13 protein-coding genes and 3 pseudogenes are annotated in these 18,595 nt (G+C 41.6%); 11 read left to right on the plus strand and 5 right to left on the minus strand.

Features of this window, described 5'->3' with window-relative positions:
- The 4 genes from CA598_RS21790 to CA598_RS21805 all read left to right on the plus strand — a co-directional run bounded on the left by CA598_RS21790 (window position 1) and on the right by CA598_RS21805 (window position 2,999).
- Window positions 1-822, plus strand: a complete 822-nt coding sequence (locus CA598_RS21790) for an ABC transporter permease (RefSeq protein WP_094877877.1) — start codon at window positions 1-3, stop codon at window positions 820-822.
- Window positions 815-1,534, plus strand: coding sequence for an ABC transporter ATP-binding protein (locus CA598_RS21795; protein WP_094877878.1), 720 nt, complete (start codon window positions 815-817; stop codon window positions 1,532-1,534). Before CA598_RS21790 ends, CA598_RS21795 begins: the two co-directional genes overlap by 8 nt.
- Window positions 1,531-2,058 (plus strand): redoxin domain-containing protein, encoded by a 528-nt coding sequence (locus CA598_RS21800; RefSeq protein ID WP_094868936.1) that lies wholly within the window; start codon window positions 1,531-1,533, stop codon window positions 2,056-2,058. The genes CA598_RS21795 and CA598_RS21800 overlap by 4 nt, the downstream gene beginning before the upstream one ends.
- A gap of 230 nt (window positions 2,059-2,288) precedes the next feature.
- On the plus strand, window positions 2,289-2,999 hold the full coding sequence (locus tag CA598_RS21805) for a dihydropteridine reductase (RefSeq protein ID WP_094877879.1): 711 nt from the start codon (window positions 2,289-2,291) through the stop codon (window positions 2,997-2,999).
- 805 nt (window positions 3,000-3,804) lie between these two features.
- On the opposite strand, the gene CA598_RS21810 is transcribed toward CA598_RS21805, so the two are convergent.
- Complete coding sequence (locus CA598_RS21810; protein ID WP_094877880.1) at window positions 3,805-4,521, minus strand: hypothetical protein; 717 nt, start codon at window positions 4,519-4,521, stop codon at window positions 3,805-3,807.
- A 296-nt stretch (window positions 4,522-4,817) separates the two neighbouring features.
- On the opposite strand from CA598_RS21810, the gene CA598_RS32010 reads away from it, so the two are divergent.
- Window positions 4,818-5,096 carry a hypothetical protein gene (locus CA598_RS32010; RefSeq protein WP_143812436.1) on the plus strand — a complete coding sequence of 93 codons (279 nt, stop codon included), beginning with the start codon at window positions 4,818-4,820 and terminating at the stop codon, window positions 5,094-5,096.
- A 1,194-nt stretch (window positions 5,097-6,290) separates the two neighbouring features.
- Here the strand turns inward: CA598_RS32010 and CA598_RS33055 are convergent.
- Window positions 6,291-6,623 (minus strand): hypothetical protein, encoded by a 333-nt coding sequence (locus CA598_RS33055; RefSeq protein WP_256990588.1) that lies wholly within the window; start codon window positions 6,621-6,623, stop codon window positions 6,291-6,293.
- 101 nt (window positions 6,624-6,724) lie between these two features.
- Between CA598_RS33055 and CA598_RS21825 the strand changes: the two genes are divergently transcribed.
- The 6 genes and pseudogenes from CA598_RS21825 (at window position 6,725) to CA598_RS21850 (ending at window position 14,567) form a co-directional block, all read left to right on the plus strand.
- Window positions 6,725-11,293, plus strand: a complete 4,569-nt coding sequence (locus CA598_RS21825) for a DNA/RNA non-specific endonuclease (protein ID WP_094877882.1) — start codon at window positions 6,725-6,727, stop codon at window positions 11,291-11,293.
- A 1-nt stretch (window position 11,294) separates the two neighbouring features.
- Window positions 11,295-11,765 (plus strand): immunity protein YezG family protein, encoded by a 471-nt coding sequence (locus tag CA598_RS21830; protein WP_094877883.1) that lies wholly within the window; start codon window positions 11,295-11,297, stop codon window positions 11,763-11,765.
- A 461-nt stretch (window positions 11,766-12,226) separates the two neighbouring features.
- Window positions 12,227-12,373, plus strand: coding sequence for a hypothetical protein (locus CA598_RS32740; protein WP_218832617.1), 147 nt, complete (start codon window positions 12,227-12,229; stop codon window positions 12,371-12,373).
- Window positions 12,374-12,549: 176 nt separating this feature from the next.
- Window positions 12,550-13,083 carry a hypothetical protein gene (locus CA598_RS21840; RefSeq protein WP_094877884.1) on the plus strand — a complete coding sequence of 178 codons (534 nt, stop codon included), beginning with the start codon at window positions 12,550-12,552 and terminating at the stop codon, window positions 13,081-13,083.
- A 12-nt stretch (window positions 13,084-13,095) separates the two neighbouring features.
- Window positions 13,096-13,269, plus strand: a pseudogene (locus CA598_RS21845) (S-layer homology domain-containing protein); the annotation flags it as partial.
- 467 nt (window positions 13,270-13,736) lie between these two features.
- Window positions 13,737-14,567 (plus strand): hypothetical protein, encoded by an 831-nt coding sequence (locus tag CA598_RS21850; protein WP_094877886.1) that lies wholly within the window; start codon window positions 13,737-13,739, stop codon window positions 14,565-14,567.
- 1,004 nt (window positions 14,568-15,571) lie between these two features.
- Here CA598_RS21850 and CA598_RS21860 read toward each other — a convergent pair.
- From CA598_RS21860 to CA598_RS21870, 3 genes and pseudogenes are all read right to left on the minus strand, one after another.
- Window positions 15,572-16,484: pseudogene (locus tag CA598_RS21860) on the minus strand (ISL3 family transposase); the annotation flags it as partial.
- Between the two features lie 12 nt (window positions 16,485-16,496).
- Window positions 16,497-17,688 (minus strand): annotated as a pseudogene (locus tag CA598_RS21865) (IS256 family transposase).
- A gap of 173 nt (window positions 17,689-17,861) precedes the next feature.
- Window positions 17,862-18,518, minus strand: a complete 657-nt coding sequence (locus CA598_RS21870) for a hypothetical protein (RefSeq protein WP_094877887.1) — start codon at window positions 18,516-18,518, stop codon at window positions 17,862-17,864.
- Window positions 18,519-18,595: the final 77 nt, after the last annotated feature.

Here is an 18,595-nt window from a genome sequence, read left to right on the forward strand (position 1 = left end):
ATGGCTGACATGCTGCAAGTGGCCCGTAGAGAAATTAAAATGGGATTTCGCAATCCTTGGGCTTATTCTTTTTTGGGCCTATTCTGTACATTTAGTTTAGGCCTTTTGCTAATTAATTCACAAAATGTGGTCGAAGGGTATACAGCTGTCACGGGTTCCATGTTAAGTCTTATTGTTTATCTTTTGCCTCTAATGACCTTGTTTTTAGGTTCCTTCTCTTTAACTTCGGAAAAGGAGGAGGGTAGCTGGCAACTGCTGTCAACTTACCCAATTGGAACGTTCTCTTTTATTCTGGGCAAGTATATGGGACTGGCCTCTGTGCTGCTCATCATTGTGGCTTTTGGTTATGGGTTGATGGGGATGATGTCTGGATTGATGGGCATGGCTTTCGATTCCAGTACGTACTTTCTTTTTCTGGCTTTTTCAGCCGGTCTGGTTATATTATTCTTGACGATTGCCTTATTGATTGGTTCATTGTCCGGTAACCGCTGGCAAGCCCTGACGGTGTCCGTCGCAGTATGGTTCTTCTTGGTCATTGGCTGGCCGACTTTTCTGATAGCTGGTTTAGGTTTACTACCTTATCTCTGGATAAAGCCTCTGCTCGTGGCACTCACCATTCTGAATCCTGCGGAGCTAGTACGTTTATTCGTTGTGATAAAGCTAGGTGGAGGCTCAGTACTGGGACCTGAGTACTACCAGTGGGTAGAGTGGATTAGAGGATCTAACGGTACTTTGTTGTTTGTGGGAGTATGCCTGATTTGGATACTAACCTCGATTCTATTCGTTTATTGGATTTGGGAAAGGGGGCGTTCCCGTGGATAATTTATTTGTAAATGTGAAGGGAATCTCTAAGATTATAAAAAAGAAAACATTAGTAGAGGAAATCAGTTTTCAAATTCCTCGTGGAAGTATATTAGCGCTATGTGGCGGAAACGGGGCAGGAAAAAGCACAGTTCTGCGGATGATTGCAGGTATTCTTCAGCCAACAGCAGGTGAAATTTCCGTAAATGGTCTTCGCTGGAGTGATTCACGCAAACAATTCTCGACGCAGATCGGATATATGCCTGATGATTATCAGTTTACACAGGGTCTGTCTGCTGCAGAAATTCTAACTTTTTGGGCAGCACTTCGTAAAGTTCCTAAACGGAAAGCAAGAGTCGAAGAAATACTCGTCTTAGTAGGACTAGAGGACAAACGTAATCTTCTGGTAAACACTTTCTCCAAAGGAATGCGTCAGCGTATCTTGTTCGGTCAAGCGTTGATAGCCAAACCGCCATTGTTGATTATGGATGAGCCTACCAACGGTCTCGACCCTTTCTGGATGAATGAATTCGTTAATCTGCTACAAGGCATAAAGGCAGAAGGATATACGGTGGTGTTCTCAACTCATCAACTGGAAATAGCAGATAAGGTAGCCGATCAAATTGTTTTTCTCAACCATGGAAAATGTGTTGGTTCAGGTCCGACTGAAGGTTTTCAATCAGAATTCGGTTCTTTATACGCAGCCTTTAATCATAGTCTGGGTCTGAGATGAGGATAAACCGAATCATTGCCTTGCTAGTCGTTGTCGGGGCTATTTGGGCCGTCGTATGGGCATTTATAGATAATGAAAACAAGGTTCCATCTGAAAGGATTCAAGTGGGGGCTGCCGCTCCTGACTTTGAAGCTACTACACTAACCGGCGAAAAAATTACCTTGAAGGATTACAAGGGGAAAAGAGTGCTGCTTAATTTCTGGGCCTCATGGTGCAAGCCTTGCATGCAGGAAATGCCTCTGCTGAATGATATTCACATGTCTTCGGGGGATCAGGTTGAAACGTTGTTTATTAATGTTGGAGAATCTAAAGGGACGGTATCAGAATATCTGAAAGGACACCAGTTTTCGTTTCCTGTCACTATTGATGTTACCGGGAAAATCTCTATCGCCTTTGGAATTACTGCGCTTCCTTCAACCTTCATAATTAATGAAGATGGAGAGATCGCAAAGATTAGGCTGGGCGAAATCGAAGATTACACGTTGCTGCAGCAGTGGCTGGAGGATGCGAAAAACATAAAATGAGGAGGTTGCTCCAAAGATATAAAAGATGGCTGTTAAAGCTATCTTTTTTATTATGGCTTTAGCCAGTTAAGTGCGTGAAGCGCGGGAAATCCGGTGAAGCCATCTTTTAATGACATCAATAGTAGCTTTGCAAAGAATCAAATCATCGAGTTATCGATCCTTTTGATTGAGAATTATTATCAATTGTTGTATATTAAGAACGATACATATAATTGAGTGGGGGATATATAATGCAAATATATTGGACTAAAATAAATAAGATTATTGAAGAAACACCTGAAGTTAAAACGTACCTGCTAGACTGTCCGAAAGACTTTACATGGGAAGAAGGATCCCACACCCACTTCGCACTGGAAGGTTTTAATGCCGGAGATAAACCAAATCGTGGCCTGATTCGCCATATGTCAATCTCTACTTTACCACACGAAAAATCAATCGGTATCACAACACGAATCAGAGAGCAGTGCTCTGAGTTTAAAACGATTTTAAGAACTCTTAAAGTCGGCAATGAAGTTGCAATATTCAAAACTCATTCGAATCTACCGCTTAAAAGAGAAGATAAAAATGTTTACCTGCTGTCATCAGGTGTCGGACTGGCTACTTTCAGACCTCTTGTTCTTGATTATTTCGAACGTGCTGACAATGTCAATCAAATTCATTCCCTGAACATAGATTCATCAAAAAATTTCTTATTCACTAATATTTTCGAATCCATTCCTGATAAGAAGTTCACATCACAGTTCGTCGATAATCGTAAAGACTACTATGAAGAAGTGAAAAATCTTGCTACAGACAAGGATGGACTTTTCTATATTGTCGGTAGTGACGAATTCCTCGTTCAGAACATTGAAGTACTGCGTGAGCAGGGCATCAAGCCAGATCAGATTATGCTCGACAAGCGTGAACAACAACTACCTGAGTTTTTATCATTTGATTTGTAATTTTAAGTAAGTGTTTCGATCAGATGACTATGAAAATAGTCTTATTGGAAATGGGAATATTACAACTTCAATTGATTCAACTTACACATTCAATGATATTAATAAAAAAAATAATAAATTAATAACTCAGTGCTGACCTTTCTTAATGAAGGTCAGTTTTTTTAGTAAAGATAAATTTCCGATTACTTGTTATTACTGTCAGAGGACAAAAACTCGCATCCTTAGCCGATTTGTTCGGGATCGGCAGACTGTTAAACTCCCATGAAAATTAACTTTGCAATCACAGTAAAAGACAACAGTAAATAGTACGCAACACATTTCACGATGAACCGAATTACCATATGTAGTCGCGGTTCTTATTTTAAATAAACAGACATTCGAAAAATCGTAGAGAGAAGAACTTTATTTAAGTTGATTAATGAAATAATCATAAGATGCAAAACCACAGTTTTTTTATGCCACGCAATAGCTGTATATGGAAGTAAAGACCGACATATAGACTGTAGAAGGAGCTGGATGAAGTTACGAACTAACTATTACTGTCAGGAGACAAGAACATAGTCCTATAAGAACCCGAGCCCCGAGCGGTTTTTGTATTTAAGGGATCAAGTTCTTGTCCTTTACTCCAGACAAGAACTTGATCCCTTAGCCGTTAATGGACAGGAACATGGCCCTATTACCGATTTGATATTCATCAAATAAGATTGGAATTAATTAACTATTTCCTCAAGGACAAGTATATAGTCGCATTGACGATTAAATGAATATCTAATGAAAGGTTAAATACTTAACGTTGGGGCAACTTTTACTCCTTGGTTTCTTTGTCCTTGCCGCCAATATTAAATCCTAACTTTCCATTATATTTGCCTACCTGTCCGGCAACTCCTAAGCCTGCTCCTTGACCGCCGCCGAGTTGTGCCTTGGCCTGGGCGCCGAGACCATTTTCGCCACCAAGCTGCAAATGGGTTTGCAGTCCCGCGCCTTGAGTGAACCCCAAGTGTCCTTCTGTATCAGCACTCATACCGTACTCTCCTCCGACCTGCGCCCCCGTATGAAAACCTGCCTCTTGACCGCCACCTATTTGGGTTTTTGCCTGAGCCGCAATCCCGTACTTGCCGAAGGCCTGGGCTTCGGCATTGAGCCCTAGACCCTGGCTGCTGTCCAGATGAGTATTGCCTTGCGCATGGATTCCATATGAAGGAGTGCCCATATGGCCGCCCGCATACATACCCATGCTACCTAAGGCTAAATTCCCGCCAGCATTTAAGCCAATGCCGTGTTTACCGCCTACTTCTCCTCCGGTATTTAGCTTAATCCCCTGACCGCTGCATACATTTTCGTTCATATAACCTTTTAAAAGTTCTTTTTTGGTGTTTTCGCTGTCTGAGGGTTGATCTGCCAGACTGCTTTCTGAACGGAAGAGATGGTAGTAATGAGAGTAAGGGAAAGGATCGTAACGGGTAAAGTAAGGGTGTACGGATGGATTAGCCTGGCTGTTTGGATATTCGTTCCCAAAGGTCATCTGGGATACCTCCATTATTCAATTTATTACAACAGCCTATTCATGGATGAGTTGAAGTGACACCCTTCCTAAATAAACCGTATGGATTCAAGGTTCGCAGCCGATGCACAAATGAGCCGGGCGAAGTATCACTATTTTTAACGGGGAAATCTACAATTACCGTGAGCTGCGTAAATCGGTGCCGGCGGCGTGGCCAGCTGCTGTGCACAGCATACCTGGTTGCTTCGGACACATAGGTGGGTGGAACGACCGAAGTCAGTGACCCATCTCGTTAATTTTGCAAGAAAACATGGTTATTGATCAAGTCATTTATATGGGTGGATTTTAAATGCCGGAAAAAGTGGGGGAATCGGCAAAGGGAAACCAGATGGTGCGATGGGAGTCGGTGGCTGCTCGCCGGCCGCAGCCGGGGAAAGGGTCACCTACCTCTTTGGCCTGAGCGGCTGCGGTATCAGACGTTCCGGACGACGGCGGTAGTCGCAGCATCGGTGAATTCCCATCCGGTTGCTGCAGCCACCAGGGTAGCACGTACTGGGAGTAAAGGAAGAAAGTCGGGCATAGCCGGTGCGAGGTAACAGGGAAGGGCGGTGTGTGGCGACCGCCGCCAAAGGGGCCGGCCAGATGGTCCTTTTTTTTATCATCGGCTAACCGCGGGGACTTGGTGGTCGTTACCAGACGTTTCATACGACGACGGCTGCCGCCATCCGGGTCGGGCGTACCGGTAAGTCTTAATATTCTTTTCGCATCGCTTTTTCTCAACTAAGTAGGAAGTGTTCCATAAATTTGAAGCGAAATTCAAAAAAAAACGGTATAGCGTAGCGTTTTTTTTGATGTTTCACAATGGAAAATTTCTTAGCAGAGGAGCTGCTCTCCTCCAGCATAAGAACCGTTTTTGGCTCAAATAGAAAAGGATAAAGTCGGGGTTCGGCTGCTGTTAATTCAAGCAACTGATGCATGGCATCAAGCATAAACAGAGTACGAAGCCGTTGAGTCTCTATAAATGGTGTAGAAAGGAATTGCGACGAACTCTTCTAATGGAAAGCACAGTGCGAGGAGTGGAAATTGTTTCCAGTTGGGTGTTCAGGACTCCCTTTTTGGAATACCTAGACGGTGCCGGTCTTCCTCGGAGTTGGGGCTTGATTGAAGACGTAAGTAAATCATTGGGGTTAAATTTGAAGACGGCCAAGCTCAGTGATCGCTACAAGGATACGAAGCGCGTACTCATAACTCCCTAAGACAAATTGTCTTTGTCTCTCGAATATACCTTTGGGGAAGGATAGCAGCCCAGCCTTGGTGCATCTATAAGACAAGGTGCACGAGCTGTAAAATCGTTGTGCAGTTGGCCACTCAGTTCGCCGGTGAAGCCGGTCCAATAGATATAGAATGTTCATCGTCTACCAGCAGCTGATGAAGAACAGACCCGACCGGAGTTAGTTCTCCAAATGAGCCTGTTGTACGGATTATTCAAAAAATTATGAACTACTTAATTACGTGAGTTCTTTTATAAAGAAGCATTTATTAAAAAACCAACTCATTAGGGTATGGCCAGAATAGGGGGGCGGCAATGGGACTAAGTTCTTGTCCACACAGGACACATGTAAGAGGACAACAACATAGTCCCATATGAGCTCGCGTCCAGCGCGGGTTTTCTGTTTTATGGGATCAAGTTCTTGTCCTTTGCTCAGGACAAGAACTTGATCCCATTGCCGAAAATGGACAAGAACATGGTACTATTGCCGATTTGATAAATGTCTAATTAAATAAGAAATTTATAGGGCGCGTCCGATGAGACGAGGACCGAGAATGCTGCCCAGCAGTAAGCCGATGCCAAGAAAAAAGGTAATCATCGAGGAATAGACGATATAATTATCCGGACTTAGCTTATACTTCATTGCAAAAATCGGAAGCGCAGCAAACACACCATTTACAATCCCAAAGAATAGTTGGCCATCCCGGTAAAATACTTCCTCCTGAAAGAGAGGAGGTGAATGGCTAACCACATTACTCGGCAGCTTCTCTTTTCGATGTAACAGTATCATAGCAATTATGGCTAAAATATTACATTTGGCAACGAATGTGTTCAAACACTTAATATTCGACATTTTCTCTTAATGACACGAACGATCTTTTGGCAATATAATACAAATGATCTATTCGAAATCGATTTCGAATAGATCAAAAATGATTTGACTGGAGGATTTTTATGAATTTTTCAAGGAAAAAAATTGCAGTTCTTTTAGTCTTAATTCTTCTAAATGCCAACACATTCTCTGCTTTAGCCCAAACGAACATAACAAGCGATACAGTTGGCAAAGGTGAGCAAAAAGATGTAAGCGCAAACATTGGTGTACAGTTGAACTCCAACAATCCTAATGTAGACATGAAACGTAAGGTAAAGGAGCTTCTATCCAACAGAACTCACAACTCTAAACATTATCTTCTCGAAGACGGCAGTTATCAGGCAGAAATCTATAAAGACGATATTCATTATAAAGACGATGCGGGAAACCTCCAAGATATACTGCCTCGTTTTATGGATGAATCGGAGATTACCAGCTTGAAGACAACCTATTCCAAGGATTTTGCGAGCAAGTTCAAAAGCAAAAGCAAGGAATACGCGCAAGGAATTAAAAAAGAGGCAAGTAACTACATAGCCGCTCAGATCCCCTTTAGTGTTGAGATTCCGAAAAAAATAGTAAACGGCTACGGAATTGGTAAGGATGGCAATGAAATTCGAATCAAACCGCTAAATGTGTCACAAACGGCATCGGCAGTATTGGACAAAACGACAGGAAGTAAGTTGACCTATCATAATGCTTGGAAGAACACTGATATGGAGTTGATCGTGACCTCAACGGGGATCAAGGAAAACATTATTTTACAGAATCCGGACTCCCCGAAGAAGCTAAGCTTTGAGATTACCCGAAAGATAACGGACAAGTCTAAGGCAGGTAATCTTAGCCTATTACCGCTTTGGTTAGTAGATAGCAAAGGTGTATACCGCGATGTTGCCGTTAAAGAACGCTATGAAGGCTTAAAAACCTATTTGGATGTGGAGTGGGATGCTTCAGGTCTTGAATATCCAGTTACAATCGATCCTTCAGTGGTTGCTCAACCGGAGGGGAACGGACTTACTATTGTTAATAGCAGCGGCTTGAATTTTAGCCCATATGACATTCAAATTGGGGGTACGCAAGGTCCTTATGGAAATCCCATAAATGCCCATAATGCTAATACGATAAGCTATCTGCTTTATTCTTTGCCACAACTACCTAAGGATATCAAAGTCAAAAGCGCGACACTCTCCCTATATTACATCAGGTATATGACAATAAGCGGAGGTAATTCTAATCCTTCACCTATGTTTGATTTCTATCCTTATTATGTCGAGAATGATATCACGCCAGGAGCAACTTATTCATGGGCAACCAAACCCTTGCATAGCACAACTATCTCCGGGCAAATGGTCCATTTATCTCTTACTTCCCCAACAAATACGCTTTATGAATCGGATGTTACCCAATTAGTTAAAACTGCTTATGATAAACCTAAGAACAAGCTGACCATCGCATTGGCTTCCTATAATCACAACATATATCAAAGCGACCTCAGAGTATTTCTAGGCAACGGTTATATAACAAACAAGCCTTCCAAAATAACAATTAATTATGATACAGACACAGAACCTCCAAGCGCTCCAACTGAGTTAATATCAGAAAGTTTCGATAATACCAACGTATACTTATCCTGGACTTCATCGACAGACAATATTGGTGTAAAACAATATAACATATACAATGGTGAGACGTTAATTGGATCGACTTCAAATACGAATTACTTAGTTTCAAATATTAGTAAACCATCTATCTATAAATTCAAAGTAAAAGCAGTTGATGCAGCAAATAATATATCGGCTGCAAGTAATATCAGTACTATAGATTTTAGTGATATTACTCCTCCTTCTGTGCCCACAAACTTAATTTTTAAGGACGTTAAGTTAAATAGTGTTACATTAAGTTGGTCACCATCAATTGATACTTCAGGAATCAGTAAATATATTATTCGTGATCAAAGTACAAACAAAGAATATTTGTCAACAGAAACTACGTACACTATCAATGATTTAAATAGTTCTTCGACTTATTCGTACTCAATAACTGCGGTCGATCTTCTAGGGAATAATTCGCAAGTTAGTCAAGCGATTCAAGTTACTACTGATGGATATATTAATAAGAATTTAGAGGTTAAAGTAGATGGACTATTTACCAATGAAGGTGATTATAATGCAAGGACTTATCGGAATAATAAAACTTATTTGAATATTTCTGGTTTGTCTGGTGACAACAATGGATTATTGGAAGGCATTGATTATAAAAAAGAAGGTATGGATTACTGGTATTCTACAAGCTACTTATTGCAACGAATGGATGTAACAGAAACATCTAATAAAGTATTACTTACTCCTAAATCAGTTGCTTCTATGAAGAAAGCACAATTATCAAGTGTATCGGAAAGTGTTTATGATTCAACGAGTACCTTGTCAGTATCAGAGAATGTTTATGGTTTGAGAGGCATATCCAATTATGATTTTGATGGTAAGCTCGGGGAGTTATATGATTATCTTTATACTCATCCCGAGTCTAATGGGAATGAAATAAACGAATTTATTAAATCCTTAAGAGCAAGTGTTAATAATAATTTAAAGATTAATGAAAGAATTAATGAGTCCACACTACAAACTAGCACATCTAGTGCAACTAGTGCTACAGAAGATAGTGGTTACGATCCTGGGGGTTTGAATCCCCAAGAGTTGGCATTAAAGGGGGAAAATTTAAACAAAGCATTTTGGTCTTTGGCTGTAGGTGCTGTAGCATTAGCTCGTGCAGAAAATCTGTTTGACACAAGTGAATTAAGTAATGGAAATGGCGATGCATTTAGGCACGCTTATTGGGGTGCGCTGATGGTCGCTAATCCTGAAGTTGGCTATAATTGGGCTGGAAGATGGGGAACTGCGCATGAAGAGGGTGAACCTAATAATCCAGCAGATCAGAAAGTAATGGATTTATATAATAACTTTGCAGGAAGATCGATAGGTCTTTTATATATTTCTAAATTAAATGGTCGAAAACTTCCGGATAGTTGGATGGATGATTTGAGGCGAGAAGTTTTAATCGCATTAGAAAATGGTGAATTAAAAAGAATAGATAATGAGCAAGTTTTTACATCGCTATCTGAAGTTTCAACATTTAATTCCTTAAGTGCGATAAGCCCTATGGCTGCAACATCTAATCCATACAATAATATTGAATTATCTGCGAAGCATATGAAAACAGATACAACTGGAAAAAAGACGTCAACTCAACAAGCTCCAGCAGGCTGGGTACACATTAGAACGTACCTATCAATCAATAAATTTAAAAATGGTTGGGGGCAAGTTCAATTTGTTGGAAACAATCAGCTTACTATAAGAGCCTGGATTAATGATACGTTCAAAGGTAAAACCTATGAGGACATCACAGTACCTATGGATATGACTTTATATAAAGAGGGCTATTTTGCAACCCCACAGAGTATTAAGAACGCATTAGCGAAATACTTTGAAAGAAAGAAGAATAATGGGATTTATGTAAGACAATGGGGAGCGGAATCGACAGGTATCTTTTATAAAGTAGATGGTATGTCGCAATTTAACGTTTTTGGTGGAAATAGAAGTGGTAGTTGGGTTGACATTAATACTTTTATAAATTCCATGGGCCCTTTATGGGAAACCGAATATCTTGCTTATACAAATTCAGATGCATTAAGAGATCTTCAGAAAAGCCTTGATTTAATTTCTGTTTTCCCAGTAGTTGGTATTGTTGCTGGAAGTGGAAATATAATAATTAGTTTCGTAACAGGAAGTACAAAAGATGCTGTTCTTTCGGCTGGTTTTACAGCAGCAGGTCCGGTTATTGGGAAATTTACCAACTATGCAGGAAGCGCTGTATTAAGAGTTTATAACTCAACTCAAGTGAAAACAATTCTACAAAATGCCGGAAGTTCAATAAGTAATCTAAAGTCAGCCATAAAAAATACGTCTAGTAACTTGAATTCGCTAATTACCAATGTTTATTCGGGGTATAACGGAAGAATAGAACTTGAGTTTGCTGACATAGGCCGGATGAATTTTAATCAAGCTCAACTGATTGAAGGAACTAATGAAGTTGCACAGGCTAGATATAAATTCTTTCTAGAGTCCAAATGGGCTGAGACAGCTGCCGAAATCGATACAACATTTGAGAACGCGATGACTGGGGATCATTATAAGAAGAGTGGTAGAATTAAAGTGTTAACCGAGAATGCTTATTATAGAAAAAACGGTTATACTTATACTACTGATAACAAGGGTAGGATTAATAGGGTTGAAGGCAGCCTTGTTTTAAATTCAGCGACTAGAAACGAATATGCTCAAGGTATAGCAGGTAGACAAGATCGCATTAGAGACTTACAAAATCCAGATGTTGGTGGACATTTAATAGCATCTTCATTTAATGGATCTGGAGATTTAGATAATTTGGTTGCTATGAACGCTCAAATTAATGGATCTGGCGGGAAATGGTATCAAATGGAGGAAGTGTGGAGAAACGCGCTTCAAAATCACAAAAGTGTAAATGTTAAGATAGAACCAGTATATTCTGGAGTGTCACAAAGACCATCTTCTTTTAATGTGAAATACACTATTAACAATGGCGAACCTGAAATTGTAACTATATTAAATCAAGTTGGAGGTTAACATGTCAGTGAAAAAAACGGAAGAACTATATCAACTTATCGGAAATAAGCTAATAGGAATAATCCCTGATGAGTGGAGTAAGATTTATCTTTACGCAGAAATATTACCTGGTTCAAGAATTATCTATTTTTACTTCGAATCAACTACAAAAAAGGAGCTAATTTATAGTCATAGTATCCCTAAAGTTTATGGAGTAGATGAACTTATATATGATCGGTTATGTAGGGAGTTACAAGAATATTTCGTTGAATTAAATGAGGGTTCTAGAAGCACACTTGATCAAGCTTGGACAAATCTGACGATGTATTTGGATTCTTCAGGTAAGTTTAATATCGATTATAATTATGATGAGGTTGTTTTCAATCCTTCTAAACAACGAACGATCTGGAAATATAAAGTTCTAGGATTACTTCCTACAGATGCATTTCACCAATCGTACTTAGATGAATATCTAAAACAAAAGATTGATTAATTCTCTTGCGGTGTCCCGAAAGCCATTATATGGTTGTTTGGGGCACCTTTCGTTATTTTTATAAGATTTATGTAAACACTAAGACCGTGCACATCCTCACAGAGACCGAATTAGGGATCCGAATACAATGCTGCTAAACAACCACTCTTCTGAGAGTTTCTCATTTATTCTGCCTCTTCAGTATGCACTAAGAAACAAGGCCTTAAAGGATTATGTAGATTCCTTTGTAAAAAAACATGACTAAACTCCAACCAAATTGCTGTAAGAACACTATTTAACGACTGTAAACAACCGTGATTAACCGGTTGTTTTTTTGCATTAGAAGGGGGGATTCGGCAAAGGAACCAAGTTCTTGTCCTACAAGGGACTATGTTCTTGTTGTAGGTGGACAAGAACATAGTCCCTTTTCCGAAATTGGACAACAACATGTTACTATTGCCGATTTGATGATTATCTAATGTATGTCTTACACCGACTTGACGCAGGCCACAGGAGTCGAATGCTCGCCTATACTCGCGTTCGGAAACAAGGAAGCGTTGTTCAGCCAAGTGCTGGAGCTGCCGACCTCGCGGGAGGTAGCCGCACACTTTCTCCTTAGTGAAGCTTAATTGAATACTCTTTACTCGTATGGCAGGGGGCTAGGTGTCCAAAAACACCTTGGCTGTCTCAGACGAGGCGAACCGATTCGACATTTCCAGATCAATGCTTACACAGACAAAGAAGCGTCACTCACTCCGGCAGCCGTGACCTCTGGACTGCTGCTGACGGCACCACTACTTATAGTGTGAAGATCCAAGCAACGGCAGGCAAGGAAGCAGGAGCTGCCATCGTCAAGTTGGATTCCACTGTAATCAGTGATCTGGTCCGCAAGGTCAAGCAAGCCGAAGCCGCCAGGGCAGAGCTGAAGCTGAATACAGGCATTGCTGCTATTACCTTTACGTCCAACGCAGTAGCTGCTATTGGAAATGCAGCAGAGGATAGCACAATCCTTGCTTCATTAAGCTTGCCGGACAAAGCCCGGAGCAAGCTTGGAGACAGACCGGTTGTAAACTTCTCTGTAACAGCCGGAAATGCTGAAATTACAGCATTCAACGGTGAAATAGTTAAGATCAGTGTACCTTATACGCCAAAAGCAAATGAAAAGTCAAAAGCCATTGTGGTGTATTATAGCGATCAGACAGGAAACCTTCAGTTGGTTAACGGGGGCTACGATGCAGCAGCCGAAAAGGTTAACTTCCAGACCTCCCATTTTTCAAATTATGCTTTAGGGTATAACGAAATCAAATTCAATGATGTTGCACCGGGCAACTGGTATTGAGGTGCCGTTGACTACTTGGCGGCGAGAGAGGTGGTAAAGGGGGTAAGCAGCTATGTGTTTGCACCTGAGGCCCAGGTGAAGCGGGCTGACTTTCTGTATAATATCATGAAGCAGTTGAACCGGCTGCCGGATGGCAGCAACGGTCAGAGCTACGACAGCTTCAAAGATGTCAGTGCGGTAGCCTGATATGCCCGGACAGCAATGAAGCAGTTTGTAGAAGCGGGAATACTCACGGGCTTGGTAAGGAGCTGAGCCCAAGGGCTGCCGCACCCGGGAAGAGGCAGCACAGATTGTATATAATTGCATTAAATAACAAGCTGAATAGCCGTCCGCCAGGAATCTGCTGGCGGACGGCTATTTGTGTGAGTAGATCAGAATAGACCCGGACGTAAAACCAATCCTTTTATGAGTATGACAATGCCGGAAACCGGACTAAGATGATTGCCCCTTTTCCATTTATGGAACGAATCAGTTAAAGAGGGTGCCCCGAAACGGGAAGCAAACCCAAAAACATAGGACAATTATTCCTGCTAAGTTATATAATATAAGAGGAAAGTAATATGCTGCTTTTGCTACCTGCGACCTATTCTTGAAATGTCTTAGCAAAATTGGTAGATGCTTTACTATTAATAATTAAGCGGGGATAAGGCTATATGAAACGAAAGAGTTGGATTTATTCGCTAATGCTAGCAATTATAGTATCGGTTGTATTCGGGGTTGGCAGTATTTATGCGGCTGCACGGAACATCACCGACATTGTCAAAGTGACCAAACCTGCTGAGATAAAAGTTGGGGAGTGGAAATCATACGAAATAGCCATCACTGACTGGACCGATGCAGACGTTACGGAACATGACTTCACTCCAATCTCTTCAGATGAGAATGTTGTCAAGGTCGTACGAAAAACGCAATGGGTTTCTGAACTTCATGCAATAAATAAAGGGAATGCTACCTTAACTGTCAATATTGGAGAAAAGTTTGAACCTTATGTATTCAATGTTCAAGTGGTGGATGATTATACAGTCATTCCTGAACCAACTAAGCCGGTAGTTATAAAGGAACCTACACACGAAGAAATTATGTTACAGGATCTTGAAGATTACATTGAGCAGTTGCAGCCATTAGGAAGCTATGAAAAGAAAGCCATAACTACGTTAAATCAAAATAGACTCCTGAACGATTCAACAAGAAAAACACTCTTTCTTACTTTAAACAATACTGTATTGCCCAATTATACTAAATTTGTATCCGGGTTGAAAAACCTCAAAGCTAATAATGTAGAGTTGAAAGAAATACATACCTACTATCTGGCAGGAGCAAAACTCCAGTTGGAAGGGTTCACTATAATGCGGGACAGCTTGAAGACGACCAAAATAAATTGGTCCAAATTCAATGCAGGTGAAAAGAAGGGGGCAGAAGGAATTAAGCAATTGAACAAATCCGAAATGCTTCTTGACAAGTATGCAATTAAATATGTCAAATAAATAAAATAATAAACAGAACCCTTAAAGTGCTTTAAGTTAAGGGTTCTGTTATTTTTTTTGAGGGGCCTGTGCCAAATATATAGACCATTAAGGCATGCCGGCAGGGAGCTGGGGCACGAATGCTTCAAGAATGTAGATTATGTCTTAAAGATAAAGTTCTTATAAATTCTCACATCAGCACAAAAGCTAACTTCAAAATGGCTTTTAAGTACCAAGAGGTTAAAGGTAAGAGCGCTGAAAGTATAAACTTTAAGATGTATTATGAGAATACAATCAACACAAGAATCACTGAATATCAATGCCCCAATCATAGCTTAAGAAAAAAGAAAGCTATTTCAAAAATGAAATCCTATGTACCAGCACGGATATCCATTGATTATCCAAAAAATTATGAACTGATTAATTACGTAAGTTCTTATATAAAGAAGCATGATTATTGAAAACTGCTCCAGTTGAGTTGTTTTTTTATGGCCAGAATAGGGGCTTTGTCGGCAAAGGGACTAAGTTCTTGTCCTACAAGGGACTAAGTTCTTGTCCACACCGGACACACCGGACACACTGTCGGATGACAAGAATGTGTTCCGCATAGAACCCGCATAAATTGCGGGTTTTTCTTTTTTACGGTACATATTCTTGTCAAAAGCTAATGACAAGAATATGTACCGAATGCCGAAATAGGCCAAGAATATGTACCGTTAACCGATAATTAATATATTCAAAACCAAACCACCGGAAAGACGTCAAAAAAGCATGATATTACTGTAAGAGGGAGTAAGAATTTCTGGGCCGGACTAACAGGCAGGATTGTTCAACAATTTCACGAATAACCTTTAGGATAGACTTTTTACGAAGTTCGTAAAAAGGACGTTATACGCAATTGCACAAACACCTGAAACCATTTCCAAACACAATCGCAGCATATTGTAAATAAATTTCAATTAGGTGAAGCATGAAAGTTTTTGATTACTTAAGAGGCTCAACCTAAAAATTAGCGGTTGATATTTTCATCCTAATAAGCGTAGCCGATTGCATTCGATTAAAATACCAGCTTTGTAACATCGACGATTGCGCGTGAAATAATGTCGACGCTGATATGCTTTGATGCGATTATGTCTTCCTTCCAACGTCGCATTCGTCCAGCGGCAGCTATGGTAGTTCACAATTTCCTCTTCCCAATTTCGCATCGTTTTCAAGGCGCTTTGCATCGCTTCGTGCTCAAGGGCTTCCCCCTGCTGACACCAACGAGTAAACCCAAGCTGGGCCACATGGTGATTTGGCGAATAATCATACCAGTGAGAAACGCCTCTTTCCATTCCCATACCTCACGCAGCAGCGGCGAGAATGCCAGCAGTTGATCTAACTGAGTTCTGCTCTTTTCGGGTAAGGAATCTGCAGGCGGATTCAGCAGGCGATGATGACTTTTCAAGATGACTTTGGCCCGGGGGAAAAGGGTAGACTGAACTGATTTCCGGACCGCCTGGACACTTTCAATGACGCAACCGTGAACGTGGAACCGATCGGCAATTCGGAGCGCCCCCGGAAAACATTCGCTGAGCCAAGTGTGATACGTTTGAGCCAGATCCATAACAACTGCCTTGGGATTTAGGTTCAAAAAATCGGGATGTTGCTGGGCATACGCACGTAACGCATCCAGCTTTCGCCCAGCCAGCAGGTCTAGCATGGTTTCGCCTCGAAGATCGTGAATGCCAGTATTGTAGGTGTATCCTTTTTTGATCGCAAAGTCGTCGATGCCGAGCACCAGTTCTGGCGTGTCTTTGGCTTGACGCCAAGCCTGCTCAAGTAGACGCTCATTCTCTGCGGGCAAGGCCTCTTGATGCATGCGCTGAACCGTGCTGGCAGGTAGATCTTGCATTCTCGCCTATGCGCTGCCGTGGAGCCCAGTGCCTGGTTTACAGTCTATGACGGAAGCTACTCTCCTTCCCGTGTTGGTATTGTTGGATAGCGGGCTTCGAACAGCTCATTCAGCTTCTTTTTCACCGCATCCACACCAAATCCTGGGACTACACGTTCTGCAAAGCGTTCATTGTAATCCGTCGCTTCCAAGTACACGATTTTCTCCGCCGCGTCCATATTGGTCAGACTATTCATTGGTTTGAGTCGCTTACGGATTTCCTTATTCATTCGCTCGATCGGATTCGACGTGTAGATGGCTTTGCGGATCTCCGCCGGGTACTTGTAGAACGTCAGTAAGGTTGACAACTGTTCTTCCCATGAGGCCATTTCTTTCGGGTACAGCTTGCCCCACCGGGCTTTGACCGTATCGAATGCGGCCCGGGCTAACTCTTCATCAGGTGCGGTATACACGGTCTTAAGGGCTTCAATGACATCGGTTTTGTGTTCCACCCGGATTTTAGGAAATGTCGCTCGCACTTTGTGAACCACACAGTGCTGCACATCGGCTTGAGGATACGTTTCTTTAAATGCAGCGTCGAGTCCCGGCAGGCCGTCAAACACCCCCAGCAGGACTTCCTGTGCACCACGGGTGTAGAGGTCTTTTAGGACTTCCCGCCAGCCCATTGGAGCTCTCTTGACCGCCGACGTAAAACCCGAGGATTTGACGATGTCCCTCTTCAATGCCCATGGCAAAATAGATGACTTCACCGTCGACGGTGCCTCGTTTGAGCTTCACATAGAGACCGTCCAGGTAAATCACGGAGTAGCGTTGGGCGAGCTGACGCGCCTGCCAGTTCTGAATGTCCTCCAGCACCGTTGCGGTAATGTTGCTCACGGTCGTTGCGGAATAATGGCTGCCGAACATACTTTCAATGAAACGGGCCACGTCTCGTGTGCCCATGCCGCTTTTGTACATTTGGATCACCGCCTCTTCCAGCCAGCCGTCTCTGCGTTGATACGGTTCAAACATTTGTGTCTGGTAGTATCCTTTACGGTCTCTAGGCACCTCTAGATCCTCCAAATGACCGTATTTGGTGTGCAGACTCCGTTTGTAATATCCATTGCGGCTGTTACGCTCACCCGCTTGCTCATTCTCCATGAAGTGCTGAATTTCCGTTCTCATGATAGATTCCAAGTTGTCTTTGACAAACGTAGTGACAAGATTTTCAAATAGATTATTCATGAGATTTTCGGGTACAATAGTCATCGAGTAGGGTTCCTTTCTTGGTGGTTTCGCAATCCCGAGAATACCCTACTTTTTTGTTGCCTGCTAGGCTCCAAATCTTGGTACACAACTTACTTTACGCCATCCCTTTACTGAAAAAATTGCTGAATTGATAGAGAACTTTAGGGGCAAAAATAAAGAGATACGCAAAAAGATTAACCGAAAAAATCCGAGATAATGGGTGTTAAACTGACTTTTGATGGAACAATATTAAGCTTATCAGCTATTTTAGGTAATAAATACAATGACTTAGAGAAGGAAGATCTAAAGTCGATGAGTGAAGCTTCCTTACGTTCGAAGGTGATGTGAATTGAAAGAAGTATAACGGTTACAATGAGCATAAGCGCGGGACTGCGATATATCCATGGGGACTGGCTAAGGATTTTTTCTTCAATCTGCCCTTGAAGCATTAACAGGTGGACAAACTGAAAAATACCACTGATAACCATAAATGCTAAGATACTTTGGCTCCACTGTGAAGTGGGAAGCATATTAATGAGCATCGCGCCCGTCATCCCTGCCATCATGCCAGATAATGCCCCGTTCAGAAAGGCACCAATACTGATTATCGCCCCTATACTGCCACCTGCAATCATCCCGATAAGAACACAAATGAAAAGGGATAGCAGCAAGTTATGACTGAGTAACAAACCCGCAATCGTTCCTCCCCCAAAGCCGATGATCATGCCGCTTACCATTGGGGATATCATCGTGATCGTACTTGTAAGATTACAACGGTAGCGGTAAATGAAACCGAATGACCAACATGCCATGAAAACATAAAAGATTGTAGCAACCATCCAGCTTGTCATTTGTACAACCCCCTGTTTGTTGATAATGTATCGTATGGCCAAAGAGAGGGATTCATTCCACCCTAAAATATAGGGTA

The sequence above is a fragment of the Paenibacillus sp. VTT E-133291 genome, from assembly GCF_002264395.1.
Classification (GTDB): domain Bacteria; phylum Bacillota; class Bacilli; order Paenibacillales; family Paenibacillaceae; genus Paenibacillus_AQ; species Paenibacillus_AQ nitricinens.

Bases quoted from the DNA above. Each gene is read 5' to 3' on its own strand.
- CA598_RS21850 (WP_094877886.1), top strand. From the start codon at position 13,737: ATGAAACGAAAGAGTTGGATTTATTCGCTAATGCTAGCAATTATAGTA.
- CA598_RS32740 (WP_218832617.1), top strand. From the start codon at position 12,227: ATGTCTTACACCGACTTGACGCAGGCCACAGGAGTCGAATGCTCGCCT.
- CA598_RS21800 (WP_094868936.1), top strand. From the start codon at position 1,531: ATGAGGATAAACCGAATCATTGCCTTGCTAGTCGTTGTCGGGGCTATT.
- CA598_RS21810 (WP_094877880.1), bottom strand. From the start codon at position 4,521: ATGACCTTTGGGAACGAATATCCAAACAGCCAGGCTAATCCATCCGTA.
- CA598_RS21830 (WP_094877883.1), top strand. From the start codon at position 11,295: ATGTCAGTGAAAAAAACGGAAGAACTATATCAACTTATCGGAAATAAG.
- CA598_RS21790 (WP_094877877.1), top strand. From the start codon at position 1: ATGGCTGACATGCTGCAAGTGGCCCGTAGAGAAATTAAAATGGGATTT.
- CA598_RS21805 (WP_094877879.1), top strand. From the start codon at position 2,289: ATGCAAATATATTGGACTAAAATAAATAAGATTATTGAAGAAACACCT.
- CA598_RS21870 (WP_094877887.1), bottom strand. From the start codon at position 18,518: ATGACAAGCTGGATGGTTGCTACAATCTTTTATGTTTTCATGGCATGT.
- CA598_RS21825 (WP_094877882.1), top strand. From the start codon at position 6,725: ATGAATTTTTCAAGGAAAAAAATTGCAGTTCTTTTAGTCTTAATTCTT.
- CA598_RS33055 (WP_256990588.1), bottom strand. From the start codon at position 6,623: ATGTCGAATATTAAGTGTTTGAACACATTCGTTGCCAAATGTAATATT.